The organism is Pricia antarctica, from assembly GCF_900101815.1.
In the GTDB taxonomy this organism is placed as follows: domain Bacteria; phylum Bacteroidota; class Bacteroidia; order Flavobacteriales; family Flavobacteriaceae; genus Pricia; species Pricia antarctica.
Window position 1 is genome coordinate 1 of the sequence record NZ_FNAO01000034.1, and the last position, 1670, is coordinate 1670.

Here is a 1670-nt window from a genome sequence, read left to right on the forward strand (position 1 = left end):
CGTTGTGCGTAATCTTCCTACCAGAAAAACCAGTTGAGTTTTTGAGCTAACGTGCGTACCTTTAGGCTACGCTCCTTGTCAAGGCCGGTTTTAGCAGTGGTGTTTAAAAAGCCCGAGCGCAATCAAGGTCCGGATGCAAAAAGTAAGGGACACTTTTCCTTTACTTGGGTTTGAGTTTAATGGCGATGCCCCCTGTGGCAATCCCGATTGGAATAATTTCAAAATACGTATTTGCATTCCCTGGAGCTGTTTTTTGTTAATCTAAAAAGTTCCTATCATGGGCAAAAAGAAAATTTCATTGGAAGTGGCCGATCCCAATGCGGCGGGGATCGATATCGGCAGTAAAAGCCATTGGACGGCCGTGGGCCAAAATGCGCAGGACGTAAAGGAGTTCGGGGTCTATAGCGAGGACAATTATGGACTGTGCCTCTGGCTGCAGGAACACGGGGTGGAGACCGTTGCCATGGAAAGCACCGGCACCTATTGGCAGAACCTATTCTCGTCATTGATGGCCTTCGGTTTCGAGGTCATCCTGGTCAATGGGCAGCAGACCAAGAACATCAAGGGAAAGAAGACCGACATCAAGGATTGTCAATGGATCCAGAAACTCCATACCCTGGGCCTGCTCACCGGCAGTTTCCTGCCCGACGGCACGACCGACATCATCAGGACCTATTCCCGGCACCGCCAGGGCATCCTCGAACAATCCGCCAGGACGGTACTCAAGGTACAGAAGCACCTCCGGCTGATGAACATGCGGCTGGACGTTGTGGTCAAGGACATCACGGGACTTACGGGCACCAAGATCATCACGGATTTCCTGAACGGGCAGACCAGCGGAAAGGAACTGGCCAAGAACAGGCATTACAACTGCCGAAAACCGGAGTCCGAAATAGCAAAGGCCCTGCAGTACAATGGCAGGGACGACCATTTTTTCGCCCTAAGGCAGGAATGGGCGACCTACCTCCACCTACAGGGCCAGATCACACAAATAGACGAACAGATCAAAAAACACCTGGAGGATGTCATAGATAATGACGGGGATAAAAAACAGCACATCCCCAGTGAAAAGCCCCATAAAAGAAAGAACAAGAATACGATAAGGGGACTGAACATGAACCAGGTCTCCTATCAGTACTTCGAGGGCGTGGACCTGATGGCGATCGAAGGGGTCAACGATGCCACCATAATGGCGATAATAAGCGAGATAGGGTTGGAAGGGATCAAAAAGTTCGCCAGTGCCAAACAGTTCACATCTTGGCTCAGGCTGGCCCCCAACAACAGGATATCGGGCGGGAAGGTACTCGGGCACCATCTGCCCAAGGGCAGCGGCAGGCTGAAAATAGCCTTTCGCCTGGCGGCGAATGCCATTGGCAACCTGAAGGAAGGGCATCTGAGCGATTTCTTCAAAAGGATCAATTACAAAAAGGGCAGGGCAACGGCCGTAAGTGCCACGGCACGAAAACTGGCCGTTATCATATGGAACATGTTGGTCAAGGGAACCCCCTATGATCCGCCAACGGAATATCTCTTTCTGGACCAAAAGAGAAAGTTGAGGCTCGTAGGCCGAATCAAAAAGAATATCGCTAAATTTGAGCTTAGACCGGAAGATGTCGGGTTTGGTAACATGATGAATATCAGTACTTAAAACTTGACGTTAGTTGGAAGCT

General features: G+C 50.4%; 1 protein-coding gene. It reads left to right on the forward strand.

Going from position 1 to position 1670, the window contains the following annotated elements; genetic code table 11:
* The first annotated feature begins 277 nt into the window (after positions 1–277).
* Entirely contained in the window at positions 278–1648 is a 1371-nt protein-coding gene (locus BLT07_RS20520) for an IS110 family RNA-guided transposase (RefSeq protein WP_091874484.1), read from the forward strand.
* Positions 1649–1670: the final 22 nt, after the last annotated feature.